The following is a 25225-nucleotide window of genomic DNA, read 5'->3' as shown; positions in this document are numbered from 1 at the left end:
AACCGTTTGCCGACGCCGGCTCACGCCTTGTGGACATGCTTGTCGACGTCCTTCTGCAATTCCTTGGGCACGTTGCGCTCGAGATCCTCGAGCCACGCCGTCGCATTGCCATCGGAGGGCGCGCGCCAGTCGCCGCGCGGCGACAGCGAACCGCCCGCCACCACCTTCGGGCCGTTCGGCATCGCCGAGCGCTTGAACTGGCTGAAGGCGAAAAAGCGCCGCAGGAATACTTCCAGCCAATGCCTGATGTCGGCGAGCGCGTAGGCGCGCCGCTTGTTGGCCGGAAATCCCGGCGGCCAGTCGCCGGCCTCAGCATCCTTCCAGGCGTGATGCGCCATGAACGCGATCTTCGACGGGCGGAAGCCGTAGCGCAGCGTGTAGAACAGGTTGAAGTCCTGCAGCTCATAGGGGCCGATCGCGGCCTCCGTGCTCTGCGGCGTCTCGCCTTCGGCCACCGGCACCAGCTCCGGCGAGATCTCGGCGGCCAGCACCTGCTCCAGCGTCTTGCCGACCTCGTCGGAGAACTGTTTTGTCGCAACAACCCAACGGATCAGATGCTGGATCAGGGTCTTCGGCACGCCGGAATTGACGTTGTAATGCGACATCTGATCGCCGACGCCATAGGTGCACCAGCCGAGCGCAAGCTCGGAGAGATCGCCGGTGCCGAGCACGATGCCGCCGCGATCATTGGCGATGCGGAACAGATAGTCGGTGCGCAGGCCCGCCTGCACATTCTCGAAGGTGACGTCGTAGACCGCTTCACCGCGGCCGAACGGATGGCCGATATCCTTGAGCATCTGCGTCGCCGCCGGGCGGATGTCGAGCTCGGATGCGCTGACCTCGAGCGACCGCATCAAGGCGTGGGCGTAGGATTTGCTCGCGCTGCCTGAGGCAAAGCCGGGCAGGTTGTAGGCGAGAATGTTCGACCGCGGCAGGCCGAGCAGGTCCATCGCCTTTGCCGCGACGATCAGCGCATGCGTCGAATCGAGCCCGCCGGAGACGCCGATCGCGATGCGCTTGGTGCCGGTGGCACGCAGCCGCTGCGTCAGCCCCGCGACCTGGATGTTGTAGGCCTCGTAGCAATCCTGATCGAGCCGCGCCCGCTCGCTCGGCACAAACGGAAAGCGCTCAAGCTTGCGGACGAACCCGATGTCATCGGCGGCCGGCTGCAGCTCGAAGCCGATGCGGCGATAGCCGGCGCCATCCTTGCCACCATGCTTACCGCCATTCTTGGCGTGCACGCGGGCATTGTCGTCGAACGTGCCCATCAGCGCCCGCTCCTGGCGCAGCAGGTCGAGATCGACGTCCGCGAAGATGGTCTGGCCGGTCTGGCGGAAGCGCTCGCTCTCGGCCAGCAGGACGCCATTCTCGAAGATCGAGGTCTGGCCGTCCCAGGCGAGATCGGTGGTGGATTCACCGACACCAGCGGCAGCATAGATGTAGGCGGCAAGACAGCGCGCCGAGGTCGACTGGCACAACAGCGAGCGCGAGCTGGCGCGGCCGACGGTGATCGGGCTGCCCGAGAGATTGGCGAGCACGGTGGCACCGGCGAGCGCCAGCTCCGAGGCCGGCGTGACCGGGATCCACATGTCCTCGCAGATCTCGACGCCGATGACGAAGCCGGCGACGTCGGCCGCCGCGAACAGGAGATCGGTGCCGAACGGCGCCATGGTCTCCGCGACCTCGATCATCTCGTCCCGAAGGCCGGCGCCGGAGGCAAAGTGGCGGCCTTCGTAGAATTCGCGATAGGTCGGCAGATAGATCTTCGGCACCACGCCGAGAACCTCGCCGCGATGGATGACGACCGCGCAATTGTAGATGCGGTTGCCGAAGCGCAGCGGTGCGCCGACGATCAGCACCGGCATCAGTTCGCGCGAACCTTGCGCGATCGTGGCAAGCGCGCGCTGGACCGCATCCAAGAGCGGATCTTGGTTAACGAGGTCCTCGATCGCATAGCCGGACACGCAGAGCTCCGGGAATACGGCGACCGCGGCTGCCTCAGCATGGCAGCCCTGCGCCGCCTCCAGGATCGCCGCCGCATTGGCCGAAGGGTCGGCAACGCGCGAGGCAGTCACGCAGGCCGCAACCCGGGCAAAACCATGCCGGTAGATCGATTGGAAGCTCATCGTATGCGCCATCTCCTCATCGTCCTTTATATGACATGGCGCATCGGAAGGACCAGAGCAAGCGAGCCGCGCCCGGCGCAGGGCTCAGAGCCCTCAGGCGCCGCAGCATAGGTGGTTTGCCGGTGATCCCGCCACTATACCAAAGGAAAGGCGAAGCCTTGCCCGGGCTCGGTTAAACTTGCGCGACGGCAGCACCAGAGCGCGCGGAGTTTCGCATGATTGTCACGGACAACGCCGGCCCGACCAGGCCCTTCTTTCGATCACACGTTCCGCAGGCATGGCTGGCGGTCGTGCTGATGCTCGGCGGGTGGCTGGTCAGCACATTCGCTTTCGCCGCGGATGCCCCTGCGCCCTCGCCCGAGAAGCTCGAGCGGATCACGCAGTTCTTCGACAATGAGGTGACAAGCGGTCGGCTACCCGGCGCGGTGGTGCTGATCCAGCAGCACGGCAAGCCGGTCTATCTGAAATGTTTCGGCGTGCGCGACGTCAAGACCGGCGTGCCGATGACCCCTGATACGATCTTCGCGCTGCACTCGATGACCAAGCCGATCACGAGTCTCGCCGCGATGATGCTGATCGACCAGGGCCGGCTGGCGCTGTCCGATCCGGTCGCCAAATACATTCCGGCCTTTGCCGATACGAAGGTCGGCCTCGAGACGCCAGGTATGGACGGCTCTCGCGTGCTCAAGCTGGTGCCACCGGTGCGGCCGGTCACCATCATGGACCTGCTGCGCCACACCTCCGGCATTACCTATGAATATATCGGCGGCGCGCTGATCGAGCACGCCTACATGGCCGCGCACCTGTTCGGCGGCCGTTTCGACAATACCGAATTCGCCGATCGTATCGCCGCGCTGCCGCTGGCCCGCCAGCCCGGCACCTTGTGGCGCTACGGCCATTCGACCGACGTGCTCGGGCGCGTAATCGAGATCATGTCCGGCCAGTCGCTTTATCAGTTCGAGAAGCAGCAGATCCTGGATCCCTTAGGAATGACCAGCACCAAATTTCTGCTGACCACCCCGGAGGAACGCGCGCGCATGGCCGAGCCGCTGCCGGGCGATCCGATCCTGGTCGCGGCCGAGCGCGGCCGCCGCTCCCACCCCGAATGGGAATCCGGCGGCGGCGGCCTGGTCTCGACCGCCACCGACTATGCGCGCTTCGCGCAGATGCTGCTCAATGGCGGCGAACTCGACGGCAAACGCTATCTCAGCCCGGCCGCGTTCAAGGACATGACGACGGACCATATCGGTCCTGGCTCAGGCGTCGAGCGCGACTTCTTCTATTTCCCCGGCGACGGTTTCGGCTATGGCTACGGGCTCGCGGTGCGGGTCGAACCGGGCGATGCCAAACCGCCGGCGCCGGGCTCGATCGGCGAATTGAAATGGGACTCCGGCAGCGGCACCTATTTCGGCGTCGATCCCAAGCTCGACATGGTCTACATCCTGATGGAGCAGACCCAGAACGAGCGCGGCCGCATCACGCCGGCCTTCAAGAAGCTGGTGTATGACGCGTTCGCCACGCCCAATTGATAGCCCCATGAACCTCTTCGTCATCGGCTTCGGCTACACCGCCGGCCGCTTCGTCCATCTCTACGGCGATCGCGTCGCGCACATTTCCGGCACGGTGCGCACGGCAGAAAAGCGCGCGCGGCTTGCGCCGCTCGACATCGACTTGTTCGACGGCACGACGGCCGCTGCCGAGTCGATCGCGAACGCCGCGCGCGCCGACGTCATTCTGATATCCGTCCCGCCCGGCTCCGAAGATGATCCGGTGCTCGGCGCGTTCGGTGACGCCATCACCACGGGCCATGCGCAGCGCGTCGTCTATCTTTCCACCATCGGCGTCTATGGCGACCATCAGGGCGGATGGATCGACGAGGACACGCCGCTCGCGCCGGAGCACGATCGGGTCAAGGCGCGGGTGCAGGTCGAAACGCAATGGCGCGCGCGGCTCGGCGACCGCCTCGCCGTGCTCAGGCTCGGTGGCATCTACGGACCCGGCCGCAATGCGCTGGTCGAACTGCAGCAGGGACGCGCGCGGCGCATCGTCAAACCGGGCCAGGTGTTCAACCGCATCCATGTCGACGACGCGGCCGCCGCCATCATGGGTGCGATCGCACGCGCGCACGGCGGCGCCTGGAACATCTGCGACGACGAGCCGGCGCCGCCGCAGGACGTGATCGCCTATGCCGCATCGCTGATGGGCGTGCCACCGCCGCCCGAACAGCCGTTCGAGACGGCGGAGCTGTCGCCGATGGCCCGAAGCTTCTATGCCAGCAACCGGCGCGTCCGGAATATCCGGGCCAAGTCCGATCTCGCGCTGACATTCAGCTATCCGAACTATCGCACCGGCCTCGATGCCTTGTGGGCGGCCGGCGAAGGCCGCGCCTGAACCGCGAGCCGGCGCCTATCCTACGGGGATTTCTCAACCTCGCCGCTAGGGCCGGCTAACGCGTGAGCGAGCCCGCGCGCGAACAATCGCAATGCCGCCTCTTCAGCGGGAGGCTTGTCGGGCGCGTCGCGCCGCGCCAACGATCCGTCGATGCGCAGCATGGCGAGCCCATGGGCAAGGCCCCAAGCGGCCACCGCGGCATGCTCGATCGCCGCGGTGTCACGCGTTGAAGGGAAGTCCCCCGCAAGCGCGGCCCGGATCGGCGCAAAGCTCGCATGTTTTGCCTCGGAGACATGCGGATAAGCATGCCAGTCGGCCACGCCGACGCCGAACATCAGCCGATAGAGCTGCGGATGGTCAGCGGCAAAGCCGATGTAGTCCAGGCCAAGCGCGATCATGCGCGCCTCTCCGGCCGGCGCGTGCGCGGCCGTCTCGGCCTGCGAGGTCGCGAGCGCGCGGAATCCCGCCTCGGCAACGGTGGCCAGCAGATCCTCCTTGCCGGAGAAATGATTATAGGGCGCCGACTGCGACACGCCGGCCGTGCGCGCCACCGCGCGAAACGACAGCGCCTCGGCCCCCTCCCGCTCCAACAGCTCGGTCGCCGCCGCAATCAGCGCGCGCCTGAGATCGCCGTGATGATAGGGACGCGGCTCTTTCACTGGACGCTTTCGGGCGCCTTTTCCGCGGCTCAGCTTCGTCATTGCATTCCAATGTTGACAGTGATCATATTTTCCATAGAGTAATGTTATCAGCGTTCATATTGCGGACAAGGGCCGCGGACAGGGAGTGCACAGCCATGGACGAGCAACGGACCGCTCCAACCCCGTCCCGCCGCAAGGCGCTGACCTTGGCCGGTTTCGCCGGTGGGCTCGCGCTCGGTGCTGCGGGCGGCGTGGCGCTGGCGCAGGCGAGCCGTGCGCCCGCCCCCACCATCGTCGAGGCGCCCAAGCGCTTCGCGGGCAAGGTCGTGCTGATCACCGGGGCGACCTCGGGCATCGGCCGTGCCGCTGCGCTGGCGTTTGCGCGCCAGGGCGCCGCGGTCGCCTTCTGCGGTCGTCGCGAGACGCTGGGGCGCGAGGTCGAAGCTCAGATCAGGGAGGCGGGCGGGCGCGCGCACTACATCCGCGCCGACGTGCGCGAGGAGGTCCAGGTCGCCGACTTCGTCCGTGAGGCCGTCGATACCTTCCAAGGCTTGGACATCGCGCTCAACAATGCCGGCATCACGCTCGAAAAGCCGCTGCACGAGTTTGCCGCGGCGGAGTGGAACGACATCATTGAGACTAACCTGCGCGGCGTGTTCTTCGCGATAAAGTATCAGATCCCGGAGATGCTCAAGCGCGGCGGCGGCACTATCCTCGTCACCTCGTCGTCGAATGAGCACCGCACCAGCGCCCGCCGCAGTGTCTATACCGCGACCAAATCCGGCCTGATCGGCCTGGTCCGGTCGGCCGCGCTCGACTATGCGGACAAGGGCATCCGCATCAATGCAATCGTGCCGGGCACCACCGACACCGCGCTGGTCCGCCGCGTCGGCGGCACCGAGGCGATGCCGGATGCGATGTGGGAGATCGCCGCCGCCCAATGGGCGCGCAGCAACCTGCCGGGGATCAAGCGCATGGCCAAACCGGAAGAGATCGCAGAATTTGCGGTCGCGATGGCCGCGCCGGAGCTGACCTATATGACCGGCTCCGCGCTCGTCGCGGACGGCGGCTCGGGCTCCGGTTAATTACGCCGGCTAATTAGTTATATTCGATTCCGAAGTTCGCGAGTGCCGCACACGATGCGACGTTCGGAATTTGAGGACGAGGCCCGTCGCATCTCCGTGCTTGACCCACGTCAATTGCGACGCAAGGCACGGTGATAGTGTTGTGATATCGGCGCGACGCGGGGTCCAAAGGGGGCTTCAGACTCCTCGCGCTTCGTTCGCGGCCGCGCATCACAGATCACAGGAGCTCGCCATGAGCGACCGCCGTTCGAGTTTCGATGTCACCGATCCAGCCGTCTTCTTCCGCATCATGCTGGGCGCGCTCTACCTTCCGCACATCGCGTTCAAGCTGATGGACCTCAACGGCGCGCAGGCCTTCTTTGGCAAAGCGGGTTTTCATCCGGCGCTGTTCTTCGTCGTGCTTGCGCTCGTGATGGAGAGCGTCTCCGCGATCGGCCTGATCTTCAACCTGTACCTGAAATATACCGGGCTGATCTCGGCCGGCGTGATCGCGGTTGCGGCCTATGCGGTGATCGCCACCAAAGGCCCGGGCTGGCTCTGGAATCTCGGCGGTGTCGAATACCTGGTGCTGTGGTGCAGCGGCTCCTTCGTTCTCGCCCTGAATGCCTGGCGCAAGGAAGTCGCACAATATGGGCGCGTCTTCCTGCTGCAACCGGCCTGAGCGAGCTCACGGCAGGTCTGCAACGAACAAAGGCCGCGCGATGCGCGGCCTTTGCAGTTTCCGATAGCTCGGTTCGATCGAACCGACGCTCAATCCGCCAGATATTTCTTCATGTCGTCCCGCAGGCCGTCGCGCAGGTCGGCACGCGCCATGGCGAAGGCGATGTTGGCGCGGAGGAAGCCCGATTTGGAGCCGCAATCGTGCCGCTCGCCCTCGAACTCCACGCCGTAGAATTTTTGCGTCTTGGACAGGCCGATCATCGCATCGGTGAGCTGGATCTCGCCGCCTGCGCCGCGCTCCTGCGTCGCCAGGATCTTGAAGATCTCCGGCTGCAGGATGTAGCGGCCGGTGATGGAGAAGTTCGAGGGCGCCGTGCCCTTGGCCGGCTTCTCCACCATGCCGTCAACCTCGAACATCTTGCCGTCGCGTTTGCCGACGCCGCAGATGCCGTATTGATGGGTCTGGTCGGCAGGGACCTCCTGCACCGCCAGCACGTTTGCCTTCTCCGGCAGCTCGCTCGCAGCGGCAATCATCTGGGCGAGGCAGCCCGGCTTGTTCAGCACCAGTTCGTCCGGCAGCACCACCGCGAACGGCTCGTCGCCGACGATGTCGCGGGCGCACCACACGGCGTGACCGAGCCCAAGCGGCGACTGCTGACGGGTGAAGCTGACGGCGCCGGCCTCCGGCTGGTCGCGCGCCAGGATTTCCATCTCGGTCTTCTTGCCGCGCGCAGCAAGCGTCGCATCGAGCTCGTACATGCGATCGAAATGATCCTCGATCGCGGTCTTGTTGCGCCCGGTCACGAAGACGAAGTGCTCGATGCCGGCCTCCTTGGCCTCGTCGAACACATATTGGATCAGCGGCCTGTCGACGATGGTCAACATCTCTTTCGGCATGGCCTTGGTAGCGGGCAGCACGCGGGTGCCGAGGCCGGCGACCGGAAAAACGGCTTTGCGGATTTTCATGGGATGGGACTAGACCTTGCAAAGATATGAATGCGAAATGGATCGCATCCTGGTAGCGGGTTTTGCAGCCGAGAACAAAGGCAGATGTTGGCCGGCGGTTCCATGAACGCCAGGATGTAGCCGGAAAATTCGCCTACGGCTGAAACCGGAAGTTCCTTAATCTGCTGGTAACCCAGGCAGGGCCTCCTGGATGCCTGATTTGTGAGGCAGCGAGCTAACTATGGAAAGACGAACCGAACCATCCGCGATTCTGCTCGCCGGCGCGCTTGCATGCGCCGTCACGGTCGCCTGCTTAGGTCCGGTTCGGGCCCAGTCGAGCGGCGGTCCGTTGAACTTCCTCGACAATCTCTTCACCGGCACTTTCGCCAAGGGGAACGCGACCAATTCGCAGGCCACGCAGCCGGCACCGAACGGTGGGCCAGTACCCTGGAGCGGTGAGGACGGCGCCTCCGGCCATCCGCTGATGACGGCCAGCGCGATTCGCGAGGCGGCCGCCAATTTCGACAATTGCATCGCGGGCATGTGGCCGGATGCCGCACGGCGCGGCATCTCGCAGGACAGCTTTCAGCGCTTCACCGCGGGGCTGTCTCCCGACCTGCGCATCATGGACCTCTTGGACGCGCAGCCGGAGTTCACCAAGTCGATCTGGGACTATCTCGACATCCTCGTGAACGACAACCGGCTCGCCAAGGGCCGCGAAGTGCTCACGACCTACAAGGCGCAGTTCGATGCGACCGAGCGGGCTTACGGTGTCGACCGCTATATCATCGCCGCGATCTGGGGCATCGAATCGAACTACTCCACCCAGATCGGCGACCGCAACGTGTTGCAGTCGACCGCGACGCTCGCCTGCATCGGCCGCCGCCAAGCCTATTTCAAGGACGAGTTCCTGTCGGCGCTGGAGATTCTCCACCACGGCGACTTGAAGCCCGAGCAGATGCGCGGCTCATGGGCCGGCGCCTTCGGCCCGACCCAGTTCATGCCGACCGCATTCAAGCGCTACGCGGTCGATGCCGACGGCGACGGCCACCGCGACGTGGTCGACAATGCCGCCGACCTGATCGCCTCCACCGCCAACAACCTCAAAAAGGACGGCTGGCAGGCCGGCCAGAGCTGGGGCTACGAGGTGGTGGTGCCGCAGGGCTTCAATTACATGCTGGCCGATCGCGCCAAGGTGATGAGCCTGGCGCAATGGGAGCAGATCGGCGTCAAGCGGCCCAATGGGCAGACTTTCCCGCGCCCGACCGAGAAGGCCTATCTGCTGGCGCCGGCCGGCGCCCAAGGGCCGGGTTTCCTGATGATGCAGAACTTTCGCGTCATCATGAAATACAATCCGGCCGAGGCTTACGCCCTCGCCATCGGTCATTTCGCCGACCGGCTGCGCGGCGGCCAGCCCTTCGTGCAGGCCTGGCCGCGGGACGAGCGCACTTTGTCGCGGGCCGAGCGGCTGGAACTGCAGCAGCTGCTGGTTCAGCGCGGATTCTACCAAGGTACGCCAGACGGCCAGTTCGGCGGCCAGACCCGGGAGGCCTTGCGGAACTTCCAGGCCTCGATCGGCGCCCCGGCCGATGGGTTTGCCTCCGCCGAGGTATTGGAGCGCCTGCGGGGGCGTTAACGCTGATCCTAACCGGATCTTACCTCCGGCGAGCGGGAACAAGACCGGCGGCGAATGCCCGTTTGCGGCCTGATTTGGCTGCTATTATATGGTGACGAGCGATTTCGCCGCGTGATCGGGCCGCATGTCCAAGCTGAAGTCCCTTCTCAAGGTCTTGAACGAGCCCGGCCTCCTGGTTGTGCTCGCGGTGGCGATCGCGATGCTGGTCGGTATTGCCGGGCCCGCCTCCGCACAATTCTTCAATTTCAACCCGTTCGGCTCGCCGCCACCTCAGCGCCAGGCGCCGCGCGGCGGTGGCTGGTTCGGCGGCGACTTCTTCTCGCCGTTCCGAGAGCCGCAACAGCCCAAGAAGGTCTACCAGGATTTCTCGAAGGCGCCGCCGCCGGAGAAGCGCGACAATGCGCCTGAGCGTTACGTGCTGGTGCTCGGCGACAGCATGGCCGACTGGCTCGCCTACGGACTGGAAGATGCCTATGCGGAGCAGCCCGACATGGGCGTCACGCGCAGGATCAAGACCACCTCGGGCCTGATCAAATACCAGCCGAAGGGAGATCCCGCGGACTGGGCCGCCGCCGCCAAGGGCATTCTCCCGGGCGAGCGAGCGGATGCGATCGTCATCATGCTCGGCCTGAACGACCGCATGCCGCTCCGCGAGCCGGTGGTCGAGAAAACCGACAAGCCCGACGACAAGAAGCCGGCCGACAAAGCCAAGAAGGATGCCAAGGCGAAGGGGCCGGACGGCAAACCGGATCAAAAGGCCGATGCCGCAGCCAAGCCCGACGACAAGCAAGTCGACAGCGAGCTGCCGCAGGATGATGCCGAAAGTGGCGACGCGGCCGCCGCGGCGCCCGAGAAAGCCGCCCGTTCGCCCAACGGCGTGTACGATTTCCGCGACGATCGCTGGGTCGAGCTCTACGCCAAGAAGATCGAGGAGATGATCGCGATCGCCAAGTCCAAGGGCGTTCCGGTGATCTGGGTGGGACTGCCCGCGATCCGCGGCACCAAGGGCACGTCCGATATGCTGTTCCTGGATTCGCTCTATCGCGACGTCGCAGGGAAGGCCGGCATCACCTATGTCGATATCTGGGACGGCTTCGTCGACGAGGCAGGCCGTTTCCTGCAGAAGGGTCCTGACTTCGAGGGCCAGATCCGTCAGCTGCGCACCTATGACGGCGTCTATTTCACCAAGGCAGGCGCACGGAAGCTCGCGCATTACGTCGAGCGCGAGATCACGCGCGTGCTCGCCGCGCGCTCCGCCCCGATCGAGTTGCCGAGCGAGCCGGCGACGCCGGACGCCAATGCGGTGCCGGGCCAGCCGGCGCCGCGACCGATCGCAGGTCCTATCGTGCCGCTGGTCGCCTCCTCGGTCGGGACCGACCAACTGCTCGGTGGGGCCGGCAGCCGCCCAGCGGCGGTCGATGCGCTCGCCGCACGGACCTTGGTGAAGGGCGAGGCGCTGAGCCCGCCAGCGGGGCGGGCTGACGATTTCGTCTGGCCGCGCCGCGAGGTCGGCCGCGAGCAGGCCAAGGAGCCGCCGAAGGAGCAGACCCAGCCGGCCCCCCCGATGGCGGCCACGACGCCGGCTGATCCAGCCGCACCCACCGGCCAGCAGCCGGCGCAACCGAAGCCGAAGCGGACCACGACCCCCGGCCAGGGCGCGCTGCAGAACGGAGCACCGCCAGCGCAGGCGCAGCAGCCGGGCGCGGGCGTCCGCGACTTCTTCGGCTTCGGAGCGCCTCAACCGCAGCCGGCGAAGCCGCCCACCGCGCGCAATCCGAATCCGGGAGTGCCGCGTCCGCCTGCCAATGTGGGCCGTTCCGCCGCGGCGCAGGACGCAACACCGCTTCGATAGGCGGGATTCAGGTCCAGGATTGTTCAGGTCAAAGGCCGAAACAACATCGGCCGGTGTCGCCTCTTGCGGAGACGAACATCGGCCGATCGCAATCGAGCTTATGACAGCGCGTGCCGGCGATCAGTAGCGCCAGCGCCGCGGCGGCTGTGGCCGGCTCGGGCGGCTCATCAGCATGGCCAGCATGAAGCCGATGCCGCCGGCCACCAGGAGCGCGCCGATCGGATTGTCGTGGACGCGCTTGGCGAGCGCCTGGGTGCCATCGCGCAGCGTGTCGACACGGTCATCGCCCAGGGTGTCCCTGGCAAAATTCATCGCAGCGTCGCCGGCGTCACGCGCCGCATCCTTGGCCTGGCCATAGAGATTTTGCACCACGCCCGAGGCCTCGCGCGCGCGACCGGATGCCTCGGTCTGCTTGTCGCCGGTCATCTCGCCGATGCCGCCTTCCACCTTACCCGCCATGTCCTTTGCCGTTCCGGCAATCCGATCCGTATCCATCGCCGTCTCTCCTCGTGCTCGCGTTCGGGGCATTGCTGCCCAGCTAACCGGCAAGAGCGGCGCGGGTTCCGTGAATTCGCGAATGAGCCGTCGTGATGATCGCGACGCGGCGCACGCCACTTCCGTTGAATTCGCACGACGACGGGATAGCCTTTCACCTGACAGAGAGCGGAGCTGAACTCCGCCCGTATTGCGCATGAGGCGTTCGGACCTTCGGGCCGCCGCTGTTTCCGGATCATGCGCGCTGGGAGACACGCCATGGCGATCGCGATCCGACAGCTTCACCCCTGCTTTGTCGGCGAGGTATCTGGCATTGATCTGCGCCAGCCGCTGACAAAGGACGAGACCGCCGAGCTTCAGAGCGCGATCGATCGCTACGCCGTGATGGTGTTCCATGACCAGGACATCACCGACGAGCAGCAGCTGGCCTTCGCCTTGAACTTCGGCGAGCGCGAAAAGGCGCGCGGCGGCACCGTGACCAAGAAGGAGGATTATCGTCTCACCACCGGCCTCAACGATGTCTCCAACCTCGGCAAGGACGGCAAGCCGCTGCCGGTGGATCATCGCACCCATTTGTTCAATCTCGGGAACTGCCTGTGGCATTCGGACAGCTCGTTCCGGCCGATCCCCGCCAAATACTCGATCCTGTCGGCGCGGATCATCAACCCGAAGGGCGGCAACACCGAATTCGCCGACATGCGCGCCGCCTATGATGCGCTGGACGCGGAGACCAAGGCCGAGATCGAAAACCTGATCTGCGAACATTCGCTGATGTATTCGCGCGGCTCGCTCGGCTTCCTCGACTACAGCGAGGAGGAGAAGCAGATGTTCAAGCCGGTGCTGCAGCGCCTGGTGCGGACGCACCCTGCGCACGGGCGCAAGTCGCTGTATCTATCGTCCCACGCCGGCGCAGTCAGGGGCATGAGCGTTCCCGAAGGACGGCTCTTGCTGCGCGATCTGACCGAGCATGCGACGCAGCCACAATTCGTCTACGTCCACAGATGGCGACTACATGATCTCGTGATGTGGGACAACCGCCAGACCATGCACCGCGTCCGCCGTTACGATCAAGCCCAGCCGCGGGACATGCGCCGCGCCACGGTCGCAGGCACCGAGCCGACGGTGGCGCAGGAGGCGGCGGAGTAGAGCCAAAAGATGGCTGTCGTCCCGGGCAAGCTTCCGGCAACGCAACGCGTTGGCGGGAGCGCAGACTCGGGACCCATAGCCACCGGATTCGTTTGGCGATGGCCGGAGCGACAGCCTGCTCTCACCACGTCAGCCGGTGGTTATGGGTCCCTGCTTCGCAGGGACGACACCGAATGTGTGGCGGCTTACTTACGCGTGGCCGGCTTCGTTCGACAGCATGCCGGGATCGATGCCGATCTTGCGCAGCGCGAGGTCGTATTTTTCCCCGACCCGGTCACCGAAGATCAGTTCCGCGTCGGCATCGCAATGCAGCCAGCCGTTCTCCTGGATCTCTTCCTCGAGCTGGCCGGCGCGCCATCCGGCATAGCCGAGCGCGAGGATGGCATGCTTCGGGCCGGTGCCGTTGGCGATCGCCTTGAGAATGTCGACCGTGGTGGTCAGGCAGACTCCGTCGTTGATCTTCAGCGTCGCGTTGGCAATGAAGTAATCGCTGGAGTGCAGCACGAAGCCGCGGCCGGTGTCGACCGGGCCGCCGCTCAGCACCTTCATCGACTCGGCGCCACCGGGCAGCTTGATCTGGTCGGCCTTGTTGATGATGTTGAGCTGCATCAGGAGCTGCGGGAAATCGATGCTGCCGGCCGGCCGGTTTACCATGATGCCCATGGCGCCCTCGGCAGAATGCGCGCAGAGGTAGATGACTGAGCGCTCGAAACGCGAATCGCCCATCACCGGCATCGCAACCAGCAATTGGCCATCGAGATAACCGCCATGAGAGACATCATTACCGATGCCAGTCACTTTCCGGCGAATGTCGCCTTGCCGTTTTGCCTCAGGATTCATCGGCGCACACTCTCATGCTTGGGTTATCCTGATATTGGGATGGTGTTCTGTCAATCAAGGTTGGCGGGCGCGCGACCTTTTTCGCTCACAAGCAATTCAATGGTTTAGGCCGGCCTCCGGCATTAGAGACGTCTCATGACCGCGTTCGTTCCTTCTCCTGTCCGCCTCGGCCTTGCCGTACCGCTGTTCATCTCCAGTCTTGTGGTCGCGGCGTCGGCGCAGGACGCCTCGCCCTGGCAGCGCGACGGCCATTCCGCAGTGCGGCTGCTCGCAGGCTCGCGCAGCAGCAACGTGCTGCTGGGCGGTATCGCCTTCCAGCTCCAGCCCGGCTGGAAGACCTATTGGCGCACGCCCGGCGACTCCGGCGTTCCACCGCGGTTCGATTTCTCGAAATCGGAGAATGTCGAAGCGGTGACGGTGCTGTGGCCGGCACCGACCAAGTTCGACGACGGTGCGGGCGGCCATTCGCTCGGCTATCACGACCAGATCGTGCTGCCGCTGCGGATCGTCGCCAAGAGCGCGGACAAGCCGGTGACGTTGCGCGCCGAGATCAGCTATGCGGTGTGCGAACGGATCTGCATTCCGGTGGACGCCAAGGCCGATCTCGCCTTCAACAGCGTGGCGAGCACAGAGGACGGCACGCTCTCCGCCGCGCTCGATGCCGTGCCGAAACCGGCCAATATCGGTGATCCCAACCCGCTGACGATCCGCGACGTCAAGCGTGACGGCCCCTCCAACGTCATCGTCGACGTGGTGGCGCCCGACCTCGATCACGTCAATCTGTTCGTGGAAGGGCCGACGCCGGAATGGTCGCTGCCGGTCCCTGCCCCCGCCGATCACAGCCCGCCGGGCGTGAAGCGTTTCACCTTCGCGCTCGACGGCGTACCGCCCGGCATCAAGCCCGACGGCGCCGCGCTGAAATTCACCCTGGCCGGCGCCGACAAGGCCTACGAGTTCAACGTCAATCTCCCTTAGGTTAATATGTGGCGAAGGGCTGCGGCACCCCTCTGCTGTCGTCCCGGCATGCGCCGGGACCCATACGCCGCGGCCGTCGTCGTGAAATCGGCTGGTCGATTGCTTCGTTCGACAATTACCTTTTGATGTTATGAGCCCCCGCTTTCGCAGGGGCGACAGCTGTTCGGTCGAACCGAATCTTAACGGCCGGTTGATACTGACACAGTTCACCGCCGACAGCGCGGAGGTAGCAATGGACCGCCGCCGTGGCCGTGATGGATAGCCAAAGCCAACCCGCACAAGCCGGCCTCGTCGCCCGGTTCAAGGCCAGGCTCGGTCCCCTCGGTGGCACCAGCGACGCCTCGGTCACGCGCAGGCTCGCCGGGCTGATCTTTCTCATTCGCGTTGTCAGCGCCGGCCTTGCCTACATCTCGCAGATCCTGCTGGCGCGCTGGATGGGCGGCGCTGATTACGGCGTTTACGTCTATGTCTGGACCTGGGTGCTGCTGCTCGGCAGCATGCTCGATTTCGGGCTCGGCACCTCGGCGCAAAAGCTGATCCCCGAATATCGGACGCGCGGCGCGCAGGCGCATCTGCGCGGCTTCCTCTCCGGCAGTCGCTGGCTGACCTTTGCGGCCTCGTCGGTCGCAGCGCTCCTGCTTGCGGGTCTCGTGCATCTGCTGTCGCCCTGGATCGATGCGCGCGAGATCACCCCGCTGATGATCGGCTGCGCCACGCTGCCCGCCTTCGTAGTTGCCAACACCCAGGACGGCATCGCCCGCTCGCATGACTGGATGACGCTCGGCCTGATGCCGCAATTCATCATCCGGCAGGGCTTGATCATCGCCTTCACCGCGGGCCTGTTCGTGCTCGGCTTTGCGCTCGGCGCCACCGCGGCGATGCTCGCCAGCGCCGCCGCAGTATGGATTGCGATGGCCGGACAATTCGTCGTGCTCAATCGCCGGCTCGACCGCCATGTTGAGGCGGGCCCGAATGCCTACGACATCGGCGGCTGGCTCGCGGTCTCGCTGCCGATCCTCCTGGTCGAAGGTTTCTATCTGCTGCTCTCCTACACTGACGTGCTGGTGCTGCAGCAGTTCCGGCCATCCGAGGAGGTCGGTGTCTATTTCGCCGTGGTGAAGACACTCGCGCTGGTATCGTTCATCCACTACGCGATGTCGGCAACGACAGCGCATCGCTTCGCCGAATATCACGCACAGGGCGACAAGGCCCGGCTGTCGGCCTATGTCGCGCATGCGATCAGCTGGACGTTCTGGCCGTCGCTGGCGGCGACCTTGGTCCTGCTCGCGCTCGGCAAGCCGCTGCTGTTCCTGTTCGGACCGCAGTTCACGGCCGGCTACGACATCATGTTCATTGCGGCTATCGGGCTGGTGGTGCGCGCCGCGATCGGCCCGGTCGAGCGGCTGCTCAACATGCTGGGGCAGCAACGCGCCTGCGCGCTGGCCTATGCGTCTGCCTTTGCCATAAACTTGGTCCTATGCATTGCGCTGGTGCCGCGCTTCGGCGGTCACGGCGCCGCGGCCGCCACCTCGCTGTCGCTGAGCTTCGAGACCGTGCTGCTGTTCTGGATCGTCAAGCAGCGCCTCGGCCTGCACGTGCTGGCGATCGGCGGGCGCCGCTGAACGGCAACGCTTACTCCGAAGCCTGCCCTTGCGGTTGCGCCGACGACACTGCGCCAGTCGTCTCGACCCGCGCCGACGTCTTCTCGTCGAGTTTGGCGGCAACAGGCATGGTCTCGAAACGGGCGCGGTAGACCTGCAGATTCTCCATCACGCGCTGGACATAGTTGCGGGTTTCCGCGAACGGAATGCGCTCGACCCAATCCACCGGATCGACCTTGGGATCGCGCGGATCGCCATACTGCCTGACCCAATCCTGCACACGGCCGCGCCCGGCATTGTAGCCGGCGAAGGTCATGATGAGAGACCCCTTGTACTCGCGCAACAGCGCGCTCAGCTCGGCGGCGCCCATCTGCGTGTTGTAGACCGGATCTGACACCAGCCGGTCCCAATCGTAGCCGACGCCGAACCGCTTCGCGGTGTCGCGTCCGGCCTCCGGCGTGACCTGCATCAGTCCGACCGCATTGGCCGACGACCGATCCCGCTGGTCGAATCCGCTTTCGGTGCGGGCGACCGAGTAGATCACGCTGTGTTCGATACCGGGAGCAATCGGCTTGTGCTCGGGGATGCCGATGGTCGGGAAGGCGTAGAGATCGAGCGCCAGTCCACGCGCCAGAGCGGTCTTGCCGATCTGCAGCATCGCGCGCGCGTCATTCCGACGTCCGGCCAGCGCGGCAAGGGCGGCCAGCAACGGGGCGTCGTCGCTCTGCTCGGCCAGGTCAGTGACGAAGCTCAGCGCAACGTTTTGCTCACCGAGCGCATAGAGCATGTCGGCTGCCCGCACGCGCTCGTCTGCGCTCACGCTCTCGGTCTCCGGCTCGGCCCTGAGCTCGATCCCCTCCAGGCCGAGCTTGGCGCGCGCGAGCTGACCGTAATAGGCGGTGCTGTAACGTGCGGCCGCCGTATAGGCTGCGTGGGCGGCGGCAAGGTCGCCGGCCGCTTCGGCGGCCCGACCGCGCCAGTAGTTCGCCCGCGCCAGCACGATCGGATTGGCTGAGCCCTTGTCGATTTGGGCGAACTGCGCGCGTGCGGTGGCCGGCTCGTCGAGGTAGCGCAGGGCAATCCAGCCGGCGAGGAAATGCCACTCGGCACGGTAGTTCTCGTTCTGCGGGGAAGCCGCCTGGCGGGCCACCTGGTAGGCCTCGTGAGACTGGCCGACGTCGAGCAGCTTGCGCGCCAGCACGCGCCGCACGCGCCACCATTCATCGGTATCCTGCAGCGCCATGGCCTCCGCCGGCGCCGCCAGCACCCGCCTCGTGGCCTCGGCGATCTGATCGTGCCGCATCAGCCATTGGATCCGGCACAGCGCGTAACCGAGATCCCGCCGTGCGTCGCCCGGCACATCGTCAAGCAGGTCGAGCGCCTTCTTCTCGTCGCCCTTGACGGCAATGCAGGCTTTGACGATCGCGAGCTCATCGCTGCCAAGGCGATGCGCTGCTCGCGCGGCTCCTGAAAAATCCTTGACGCCGAGCCGCTTGTCCATTCTCGCCTGATAATCCTGCGAGGAGAGAAGCTCGCCGAAGGTGGAGATCACCTCGGCCTCCGTTCGCTCGGAGAGATCCTCCGACTGCCAGACCTTGCGGACCCATTGCGCGGCCGCCTCACGGTCGCCTTCCGCGACAAGAACCCGCGCCAGCGCAAGCCGGCCCTTTGCACTGGTCGGCTGCTCCCCGATGAAATTCCGCACCGTCGACGCATCGCCCTTGTCCTGCCAAAGGCAGGCCTCGGCCCGGCGACGCATCAGGCCGACATGCGGCCAGCCCGGATTGTCGCGGATGAAGGCGGCATAGCGGGTGAAGTTCACCTCGGACTCGGCATGCCGCAACATGAACCACGCGACGAGCTTTCGTGCGGCGGGGTCCTCGATGGTCGTCACGAGAGCAGCGGCATCACTCGTCTTGCCCTTGCGGATCAGTTCGAGCGCCGATTTGAGCGCGGCAAGATCTGGCGACAATGGCGGGCCCGCGGGCGGCGCCTCGGGCGCGGCGCTCACAGTCGGAGCGGGTTCAGCGCGCTTCGCTTCGGCGGCCTTTCGCTTGCTGCCGTGCGCATTGGCGAGTTCGCGTCGGTGACGCGCAGCGATCTTCGTGTCGGCCTTCTTCGCCTTCGCACCGTGCGCATTGACGACGTGCGGTCGCGCCCGCGCCAGCGCTTCGCTCGAAAGCTCCGCGACCATGCCCAAGGCCAGGACACAGGCCAGCGACCAACGCAATGGGTTCATGCCGTGATCCCCCGCGTACCCGCCGGCACAACCGACGAACTCGGTTGTGCCGTCCGGTTGAAGCTCTGCGAGGCTACCACGGTCCGCTTGACAGACTGTTACGCGGCGGCAACACCCGCGCATCAAACAATGAGTTCCCTTGATCACGCAACCGTTGATGGTTCTGCCTTGATTTGAGCACGATTGAGCCAGCAAATTGGCAAGTCGTGCGTGGGGAACGCGCGCTTGGGGAGATTGACGTGATGTCGAAGACGGGGCTGGCGTTTGCGCTGGCAGGATTGCTCCTGCTCGGCGGCTGCATGCAGGCGACGCTGTCGCCGTCCTCGGAGGCCAATTTCACGCCGCGCGACCGGCAACTGCTCGCGCATCCCCCTTACGCGGAAGCCAAGATCCCCGAGCAATTCCAGCGGCACATCGTCGACTATGACCGCCGCGAAGCGCCGGGCACGATCCTGGTCGATACCGACGCGCGCTATCTCTATTACGTCATGCCGAACGGCAAGGCGATCCGCTATGGCGTCGCGGTCGGCGAGGAAGCGATGGCATTCTCGGGCGTTGCCACAGTCGGCAAGATGGCGGAATGGCCGGACTGGGTGCCGACGCCCGAAATCCAGGCCCGGCTCGGGCCCTATCCGAAGCGGGTTGCCGGCGGCCCCGCCAACCCGCTCGGCGCGCGTGCGATCTATCTGTATCAGGGCAACAAGGACACGCTGTACCGCATCCACGGCACCAACCAGCCGGAATATATCGGCCAGGCAATTTCCTCCGGCTGCATCCGCATGACCAACACCGACGTGGCCGATCTGTACAGCCGGGTCACGACGGGGACGACGGTGGTGGTGCTGCCGCCGGGTCAAAGCGTCGGCGGCCGCCTGTTCGCCGGGCGGGCGTGATCAAGTCTGCAGGACCGTGCACCAAACTGCCGGCGCATCAGCGCCGAATCGCAGTCCTGTAGGATGGGTGGAGCGCAGCGATACAGATCTTCGTAGTTCTTCTCGGTAGTTCTTCGCGGACGTGATGGGTTTCGCCTTCGGCTCTACCCATCCTGCGATGCCACACCCTCTCAGATCGCGGCCAGACGGCCGATCAGAGTGACGATGAGCCAGGCATGGTCCCATCAGCGTTTCTTCCGACGCTTGTAGAACGGGTTGAGCGAAAGCGAAACCCATCAGCGATCTCGCCGCGACCGCCTGCTCGAGCAGCTGTAAGCTGCGCGGCCGGGTGCATCAGGTCGAGGCACATCGCTCCTACACACCATCACTGTCATTCCCCGCGAAGGCGGGGAATCCAGTACGCCGCGGTTTCTCGATCAGTCATCACAGTCTGTGGGATACTGGATCGCCCGCCGGAGCCTGCCCCCGGGCTCGCCGACGGCGAGACCCGGCGGCAGGCGATGACAGCGGAGTGAGACGGTCGAGTGGAACAAGGATGGGTTGAGCGAAAGCGAAACCCATCGCTGCACAGGAGGTGGTGGGTTTCGCTGCGCGCAACCCATCCTGCTCGAATCCTGGGCCCTACTCCGCGGTCCAGCCGCCGTCGATGGAGATATTGCTGCCGGTGATCTGCGCCGCATTGTCGCTGCACAGGAACAGCGCCAGCGCTGCAACCTGGTCGACCGTGACGAACTCCTTGGTCGGCTGCGCATCGAGCAGCACGTCGTTGATGACCTGCTCGCGGGTCAGGTTGCGTGCCTTCATCGTATCCGGAATCTGCTTCTCGACCAGCGGCGTCCAGACATAACCGGGCGAGATACAGTTGCAGGTGATCTTATGGGTGGCGAGTTCGAGCGCCACCGTCTTGGTGAGGCCGGCGATGCCGTGCTTGGCCGAGACATAGGCCGACTTGAACGGCGAGGCCACCAGCGAATGCGCCGACGCCGTATTGATGATGCGACCCCAGCCGCGCTTCTTCATGCCGGGCACGGCGGCGCGGATGCCGTAGAAGGCGGAGGAGAGGTTGATCGCGATGATCGCCTCCCACTTCTCCGGCGGAAACTCCTCGATCGGCGAGACGAACTGGATGCCGGCATTGTTGACCAGGATGTCGACTGAGCCGAAGCTCTTCTCGCCCAGCGCGACCATGTCGGCGATCTCGGCAGCCTTGCTCATGTCGGCCGGCGAATAGACTGCCTTGACCTTGAAGTCGCTCTCGATCGCCGCGCGTTCCTTTTCGATGTCGGCGGCATTACCAAAGCCGTTGATCACGATATTGGCGCCAGCGCCGGCAAAGCCACGGGCGATGGCGAGCCCGATGCCACTGGTCGATCCGGTCACCACCGCGGTTTTCCCTGCGAGATTCGTGGTCATGTTGCTTCACTCCTTTTTGGCGGCACTCAGATTGTCGTCATGCGTGAGATCGTAGGTGATCATGGTCTCGCCGGATTGCGGGCGCTCGAGCCAATCCTTGTGCCGCATCGACTGATGGACATCGCGCACGCCGGCCTCCCAATGCTCGACCATCGCGACATGCGAGAAGTCGTAGTCCTTGGAGGAATTCTCGTAGTTCTTGCTGCGATAGATCAGATGCACGACTGTGACGGTGTTCTCCTTCGCGGCCTGGCAGAGAATCTCGAGCGAAGGATCGTTCTTCAAATAGTCCGGCAGCTTGGCAAACAGATCGCGCAATGCCCTGCGCGTGTTGTGGATGGTCCGGTTCTTGTCGGTGTTCATCCGCGTCCGGCTGGAATAGCGGATGTCCTTTTCGCGCTCGGCGGCGTCGAGCAGCGTTTTCGGCAGCCCGCCGCGGGCGCTGAAGAGGTCGACCTGGAAGATCAGGAGATCGCGGTCGGTTTCCGCGTCCAGCACATAGTCGAGCGGCGTATTGGAGGCGATGCCGCCGTCCCAATAATACTCGCCCTCGATCTCGATGGCCGGAAAGCCCGGCGGCAGCGCACCTGAGGCCATGATGTGCTCGGGGCCGATCAGCTTGCCACGCTTCCTGAACTCGAAATTGTCGAAATAGACGAAATTGCCGGTGGTGATGCCGACCGCCCCGACCGACAACCGGGTCTTGAGATCGTTGATGCGGTCGAAATCGACCAGCCGCTCCAGCGTCTTCTTCAGCGGCGCGGTGTCGTAATAGCTGAGCGACAGCGGCGTGCTGGCCGGCCACAGCTGCACCGGCGGAATGCGCGGGGTGAAGAAGCCGGGCACGCCGAAGGTCGCGATCAGCGCCGCGCTCGCTTCGTTGAAGGCCGAGCGGCCGTGATCGCCATTGAGCAGCGGCTTCCACGGCACCGGCGCCGAGACCAACTGCCAGAATTCCTTCAGCCGGGCGATGCGCTTCTCGGGATCATTGCCGGCGATGATGGCGGCATTCACCGCGCCGATCGAGATGCCGGCAATCCATTCCGGCTCGAAACCGTAGTGGCACAGCGCCTGATAGGCGCCGGCCTGATAGGAACCAAGCGCTCCGCCGCCCTGGAGAACCAGGACGCGCTGCGCCTCTGCGGGGGTGGCCGGCGGTGCCGGAAGAGGATGTTCGGTCATCACTATCGCTTGAATATCAAAACACAGGGCAGCGTGGCGTCACTTCGCGGTGACGTCAATCCGTCCGCAGGCTATGGTGACAAGAGCCAGAGACTATCCCGCGAGCCTATTGCGCCGGGATGACCTCCGCGCGACAGCCGGCTGAAGAGGATCAGGACGGCTGTTTGCCGTCCGGCGCCGCCAGGATCATGGTCCAGAACACCTTGTATTTGGTATTCGGCGCATAGCTCGCCGCGATGCCTATTTTTGTGACACCGCTTTTCAGCATATTGGCCCGGTGCGGCGGGGAATCGCGCCAACCCGAAAACGCTTCCGCCAGCGTATGATAGCCGGCCGAGACGTTCTCGACCGCGACGGTCGCCTGGTAGCCGGCGCCGGTCAGGCGCTTGGCCAACGGCGCGCGGACGTCATGGTCGAGCTTGTTCTTGTCGGCCATGACCTGTGACTGGGATTCCGCGAGCTTCATCAACTCGGGATCGACCACGACCGTGGAGAGCCCGTTGTTCTGGCGGTATTGCGAGATCATGGTCGCGGCAGCGACGGCATCGAGCTGCGCGCCAGCCGTCGCCATGTCGAGATACATCGACGGCGTCTGCACGACGGGCGCGTCCGCCGCGCAGCCAGCGAGCAGCAATGCAATGGAGAGGGCGATAGCCAGACGCTTCAATGAACCAGTCCCTGTGCCGATGAGAGAGCCGGGTTGTTGCACATCAACCGTGGCTGAAAGGTGAATCGACGGTAAGTTCCATCAGGACAATCAGACCCATTTCGGCCGGCAACGCTTCGTCAACCATACGGCCGGCGCGGTCAAGCGCGTTGGGATGAAGCGATCCGGAGCCACGTCTGCGGTCGGATCGCCTTTCCGTATCGCGCCGAGCATGATGCCAAGAACTCGGTGTCGTCCCGGCCTTGCGCCGGGACCCATACTCCGCGGCGGTCGTTGCGAGCGAGATGTCGCTCCGGCGTGCCTCACAACAGGCGTTCGGGAGTATGGGTCCCGGATCGGCGCCCGACAACGCTAACGCGTTGCCGGGCTTGTCCGGGACGACATCCGTTTTGTTGCGAGCGGTCTCCGAACCGAGCTCTACGCGATGAGAGCGCGAGCTCGCTATGCATCACCGGACGGAGCTGGCAGCCAGCTCCGCGCGGCGCACGCACCCTCACCCCGCAAAGATTCGATACCGCCGCGGCTTGAGTCCGACGAGGTCGCCGACCTTCAGCTCGCGGTCGCGCGGGGCGTCGATCTCGATCGTGGTCGGGCCTTCGGCCAGCGCCACCTCCGCCCGCTGAACCGGGCCGAAGCTGCGCACATGGGTGACGGCGCCCTGCAGGCTGCCGCTGCCGGCGGGCCCGATCAGCATGTCGTGGCGGCGCACGAACAGGGTGGAGGCGCCGGACGGCGCATCCTCCGCCGTGATGTCCAGCGGTCGGCCGTTGAGAGCGACGTGACCCGCTGACACCTCGACCGGCAACGTGATGGATTCGCCGATGAAGCCATGGACGAAAGCGGTCGCGGGATTGTCGTAGACCTCGGTCGGTGCGCCGACCTGCTCGATCCGGCCCTTGTCCATCACCACGACGCGATGCGCCACTTCGAGCGCCTCTTCCTGATCGTGCGTGACGAAGATCGAGGTGACGTTGAGATCATTATGCAGCGAGCGCAGCCATTGCCTGAGCTCCTTGCGCACCTTCGCATCCAGCGCCCCGAACGGCTCGTCGAGCAGGAGGATGCGCGGCTCGATCGCAAGCGCACGCGCCAGCGCCACGCGCTGCCGCTGGCCGCCGGAAAGCTGGTTGGGATAGCGGTCGGCAAGCCAGTCGAGCTGCACCAGGTCGAGCAATTCGGAGACCTTGCTGCGGATCTGCGCCTCGCTCTTGCGGATCTTGCGCGGCTTGACGCGCAGGCCGAAGGCGACGTTCTCGAACACCGTCATGTGCCGGAACAGCGCATAGTGCTGAAACACGAAACCGACATGGCGCTCGCGCACGCCGCGCTCGAGCGCGTTCTCGCCGTCGAACAGGATCTCGCCGCTATCGGGCCAATCGAGCCCGGCGATGATCCGCAGCAGCGTGGTCTTGCCGGAGCCGGACGGACCGAGCAGCGCCAGCAGCTCGCCATTGGCGACCTTCAAATCGACGTTGTCGAGTGCCTTGAACGTGCCGAACGTCTTGACGACGCTCCTCGCTTCAATGGTCACGCGGGACCTCCTCATCCAGTTGACGTTCAAGAACGGTCTTGGCGATCAGCGTGATCAGAGCGAGCATCGCCAACAGCGAGGCGATCGCGAACGAGGCCACCATCTGGTACTCGTTGTAGAGGATCTCGACCAAGAGCGGCATCGTATTGGTCTCGCCGCGAACGTGGCCCGAGACGACCGAGACGGCGCCGAACTCGCCCATCGCGCGCGCATTGCAGAGCAGGACGCCATAGAGCACGCCCCATTTGATGTTCGGCAAGGTGACGCGGAAGAAGGTCTGCAGGCCCGAGGCGCCGAGCGAGATCGCCGCCTCCTCCTCCTGCGTGCCCTGCTCCTGCATCAGCGGGATCAGCGCGCGGGCCACGAACGGAAAGGTGACGAACACGGTGGCGAGCGCAATGCCGGGAAAGGCGAACAGGATCTGCAGATGATGCGCCTGCAGCCAGGGGCCAAAGAAGCCTTGCGCACCGAACAGGAGCACGAAGACGAGGCCTGAGATGACCGGGCTCACCGAGAACGGCAGGTCGATCAGCGTGATCAGAATGGTCTTGCCGGGAAACTCGAATTTCGCAATCGCCCACGCTGCCGCCAGGCCGCACACCAGATTGGTTGCCACCGACACCAGCGCCACCAGCAGGGTCAGGCGGATCGCGGACAGCGCCTCGGGATCGATGAGAGCCGTTGCGTAAGCGCTTACGCCCTTGGCGAAGGCTTCCGCGAACACGACGACGAGCGGGAGCACCACGAAGATCGAGAGGAATGCGATGGCGAGAGTCGTGATGATGATGCGGATCGGGCGCAGCTCGGTACGCGGATCCCGGCGCGCGGCCTTGGCGGCGCGCGTGCTCTGCGCAGGGGATGTGAGGCGCGGACGTTGCAAGCTCATCTCGATGCTCATGGCGCGTCC

Annotated in this window: 21 protein-coding genes; 10 read left to right on the top strand and 11 right to left on the bottom strand. The window is 65.1% G+C overall.

Features of this window, described 5'->3' with window-relative positions:
• Positions 1–20: 20 nt before the first annotated feature.
• Entirely contained in the window at positions 21–2126 is a 2106-nt protein-coding gene (locus tag ACQR1W_RS06985; protein ID WP_434850093.1) for an NAD(+) synthase, read from the bottom strand.
• Positions 2127–2422: 296 nt separating this feature from the next.
• On the opposite strand from ACQR1W_RS06985, the gene ACQR1W_RS06980 reads away from it, so the two are divergent.
• Both ACQR1W_RS06980 and ACQR1W_RS06975 read left to right on the top strand, forming a co-directional pair.
• Complete coding sequence (locus tag ACQR1W_RS06980) at positions 2423–3655, top strand: serine hydrolase domain-containing protein (RefSeq protein WP_434850449.1); 1233 nt, start codon at positions 2423–2425, stop codon at positions 3653–3655.
• Between the two features lie 7 nt (positions 3656–3662).
• Entirely contained in the window at positions 3663–4517 is an 855-nt protein-coding gene (locus tag ACQR1W_RS06975) for an NAD-dependent epimerase/dehydratase family protein (RefSeq protein ID WP_434850092.1), read from the top strand.
• Between the two features lie 20 nt (positions 4518–4537).
• Here the strand turns inward: ACQR1W_RS06975 and ACQR1W_RS06970 are convergent, their stop codons facing one another.
• Complete coding sequence (locus ACQR1W_RS06970) at positions 4538–5176, bottom strand: TetR/AcrR family transcriptional regulator (protein ID WP_434850091.1); 639 nt, start codon at positions 5174–5176, stop codon at positions 4538–4540.
• Between the two features lie 137 nt (positions 5177–5313).
• On the opposite strand from ACQR1W_RS06970, the gene ACQR1W_RS06965 reads away from it, so the two are divergent.
• Complete coding sequence (locus tag ACQR1W_RS06965) at positions 5314–6243, top strand: SDR family NAD(P)-dependent oxidoreductase (RefSeq protein WP_434850090.1); 930 nt, start codon at positions 5314–5316, stop codon at positions 6241–6243.
• Between the two features lie 232 nt (positions 6244–6475).
• The gene (locus tag ACQR1W_RS06960) at positions 6476–6904 is read left to right on the top strand and encodes a DoxX family protein (protein WP_434850089.1); all 429 of its coding nucleotides are present in this window, start codon (positions 6476–6478) and stop codon (positions 6902–6904) included.
• An 89-nt stretch (positions 6905–6993) separates the two neighbouring features.
• Here ACQR1W_RS06960 and galU read toward each other — a convergent pair whose 3' ends face one another.
• Positions 6994–7869 (bottom strand): UTP--glucose-1-phosphate uridylyltransferase GalU, encoded by an 876-nt coding sequence (galU, locus tag ACQR1W_RS06955; protein WP_434850088.1) that lies wholly within the window; start codon positions 7867–7869, stop codon positions 6994–6996.
• Positions 7870–8089: 220 nt separating this feature from the next.
• Here galU and ACQR1W_RS06950 point away from each other — a divergent pair, with 220 nt between their 5' ends.
• Both ACQR1W_RS06950 and ACQR1W_RS06945 read left to right on the top strand, forming a co-directional pair.
• Complete coding sequence (locus ACQR1W_RS06950; RefSeq protein WP_434850087.1) at positions 8090–9484, top strand: lytic murein transglycosylase; 1395 nt, start codon at positions 8090–8092, stop codon at positions 9482–9484.
• A 124-nt stretch (positions 9485–9608) separates the two neighbouring features.
• Positions 9609–11336 (top strand): DUF459 domain-containing protein, encoded by a 1728-nt coding sequence (locus ACQR1W_RS06945; protein ID WP_434850086.1) that lies wholly within the window; start codon positions 9609–9611, stop codon positions 11334–11336.
• Between the two features lie 120 nt (positions 11337–11456).
• On the opposite strand, the gene ACQR1W_RS06940 is transcribed toward ACQR1W_RS06945, so the two are convergent.
• Complete coding sequence (locus ACQR1W_RS06940) at positions 11457–11831, bottom strand: CsbD family protein (protein WP_434850085.1); 375 nt, start codon at positions 11829–11831, stop codon at positions 11457–11459.
• A gap of 258 nt (positions 11832–12089) precedes the next feature.
• On the opposite strand from ACQR1W_RS06940, the gene ACQR1W_RS06935 reads away from it, so the two are divergent.
• The gene (locus ACQR1W_RS06935) at positions 12090–12977 is read left to right on the top strand and encodes a TauD/TfdA dioxygenase family protein (protein WP_434850084.1); all 888 of its coding nucleotides are present in this window, start codon (positions 12090–12092) and stop codon (positions 12975–12977) included.
• A gap of 189 nt (positions 12978–13166) precedes the next feature.
• On the opposite strand, the gene ACQR1W_RS06930 is transcribed toward ACQR1W_RS06935, so the two are convergent.
• Positions 13167–13817: a YqgE/AlgH family protein gene (locus ACQR1W_RS06930; RefSeq protein WP_434850083.1), complete on the bottom strand. Its 651-nt coding sequence runs from the start codon at positions 13815–13817 to the stop codon at positions 13167–13169.
• Between the two features lie 135 nt (positions 13818–13952).
• Between ACQR1W_RS06930 and ACQR1W_RS06925 the strand changes: the two genes are divergently transcribed.
• Both ACQR1W_RS06925 and ACQR1W_RS06920 read left to right on the top strand, forming a co-directional pair.
• Positions 13953–14792, top strand: coding sequence for a protein-disulfide reductase DsbD domain-containing protein (locus ACQR1W_RS06925; RefSeq protein ID WP_434850082.1), 840 nt, complete (start codon positions 13953–13955; stop codon positions 14790–14792).
• A 245-nt stretch (positions 14793–15037) separates the two neighbouring features.
• Positions 15038–16414 (top strand): lipopolysaccharide biosynthesis protein, encoded by a 1377-nt coding sequence (locus ACQR1W_RS06920; protein ID WP_434850081.1) that lies wholly within the window; start codon positions 15038–15040, stop codon positions 16412–16414.
• A 10-nt stretch (positions 16415–16424) separates the two neighbouring features.
• On the opposite strand, the gene ACQR1W_RS06915 is transcribed toward ACQR1W_RS06920, so the two are convergent.
• Positions 16425–18632: a lytic transglycosylase domain-containing protein gene (locus ACQR1W_RS06915; protein WP_434850080.1), complete on the bottom strand. Its 2208-nt coding sequence runs from the start codon at positions 18630–18632 to the stop codon at positions 16425–16427.
• A gap of 242 nt (positions 18633–18874) precedes the next feature.
• Between ACQR1W_RS06915 and ACQR1W_RS06910 the strand changes: the two genes are divergently transcribed.
• Positions 18875–19525, top strand: coding sequence for a L,D-transpeptidase (locus tag ACQR1W_RS06910; protein ID WP_008970120.1), 651 nt, complete (start codon positions 18875–18877; stop codon positions 19523–19525).
• Positions 19526–20146: 621 nt separating this feature from the next.
• Here the strand turns inward: ACQR1W_RS06910 and ACQR1W_RS06905 are convergent.
• The 5 genes from ACQR1W_RS06905 to cysW all read right to left on the bottom strand — a co-directional run bounded on the left by ACQR1W_RS06905 (position 20147) and on the right by cysW (position 25204).
• Positions 20147–20938 carry a 3-hydroxybutyrate dehydrogenase gene (locus tag ACQR1W_RS06905; RefSeq protein WP_434850079.1) on the bottom strand — a complete coding sequence of 264 codons (792 nt, stop codon included), beginning with the start codon at positions 20936–20938 and terminating at the stop codon, positions 20147–20149.
• A 6-nt stretch (positions 20939–20944) separates the two neighbouring features.
• Positions 20945–22120 (bottom strand): DUF3734 domain-containing protein, encoded by a 1176-nt coding sequence (locus ACQR1W_RS06900; protein WP_434850078.1) that lies wholly within the window; start codon positions 22118–22120, stop codon positions 20945–20947.
• 151 nt (positions 22121–22271) lie between these two features.
• A complete protein-coding gene (locus ACQR1W_RS06895; protein ID WP_008970123.1) occupies positions 22272–22787 on the bottom strand; it encodes a CAP domain-containing protein in 516 nt (171 codons plus the stop codon).
• A 493-nt stretch (positions 22788–23280) separates the two neighbouring features.
• Positions 23281–24318: a sulfate/molybdate ABC transporter ATP-binding protein gene (locus ACQR1W_RS06890; RefSeq protein ID WP_434850077.1), complete on the bottom strand. Its 1038-nt coding sequence runs from the start codon at positions 24316–24318 to the stop codon at positions 23281–23283.
• Positions 24308–25204, bottom strand: a complete 897-nt coding sequence (gene cysW, locus ACQR1W_RS06885; RefSeq protein WP_434850076.1) for a sulfate ABC transporter permease subunit CysW — start codon at positions 25202–25204, stop codon at positions 24308–24310. Before cysW ends, ACQR1W_RS06890 begins: the two co-directional genes overlap by 11 nt.
• Positions 25205–25225 lie beyond the last annotated feature (21 nt).

The organism is Bradyrhizobium sp. HKCCYLS1011 (assembly GCF_051167795.1).
Classification (GTDB): Bacteria; Pseudomonadota; Alphaproteobacteria; order Rhizobiales; family Xanthobacteraceae; genus Bradyrhizobium.
The sequence above is the reverse complement of the archived record's forward strand: the minus strand, read 5'-3'. Positions and strand labels throughout refer to the sequence as shown.